This is a genomic window from Haloferax sp. Atlit-6N, assembly GCF_003383195.1.
Classification (GTDB): Archaea; Halobacteriota; Halobacteria; order Halobacteriales; family Haloferacaceae; genus Haloferax; species Haloferax gibbonsii.
The window spans coordinates 1-548 of sequence record NZ_QEQJ01000146.1 but is presented as its reverse complement, the minus strand read 5'-3'; the positions used below and the strand labels follow the sequence as shown (position 1 = coordinate 548).

Here is a 548-nt window from a genome sequence, read left to right as displayed (position 1 = left end):
TGCCGATGTGTCTGATCAGCGGCGAACTCACAGCCGAGGCGATGGCCGAACGGGCGGGCTGAGGATGTCTGGCCGCCTGCGGTATCTGCTGACGCTGTCGCGTCCGCGCTTTTGGTTCTACCTCGCCGGCCCCGTCGTCGTCGGCGTCGCGTTCGGAGCCGACACGACCGGTGATCTGTTCACGGCGGTGAGCGTCGGCCTCTTCGCGTACTTCCTGCTCCCGGCGAACGTCTTCCTCTACGGCGTCAACGACGTCTTCGACGTCGACGTCGACGTCGCGAACCCGAAGAAGGACGAGCGAGAGGCCCGGTGGAGCGGCGACTCGGTCGTCGCCGCCGTCATCGCGGTCTCGACGCTTCTGGGGGCGGTGACGTTCCTCCTCACGTCCCCGCGGGCGTGGCCGTATCTCGCCGGGTTCTTCCTCCTCGGCTTTCAGTACTCCGCGCCGCCGCTGCGGTTCAAGACGACGCCCTTTCTCGATTCGGTCTCGAACGGTCTGTACGTCCTCCCGGGGGCGGCCGCGTACGCCGCTGGCGCGGGGGCACATC

Annotated in this window: 1 protein-coding gene; it reads left to right on the top strand. The window is 68.1% G+C overall.

What is annotated here, in order from left to right; genetic code table 11:
* Window positions 1–7: 7 nt before the first annotated feature.
* Window positions 8–548: prenyltransferase (locus DEQ92_RS21645; protein ID WP_394338717.1), on the top strand; the 541-nt coding region annotated here is incomplete at its 3' end.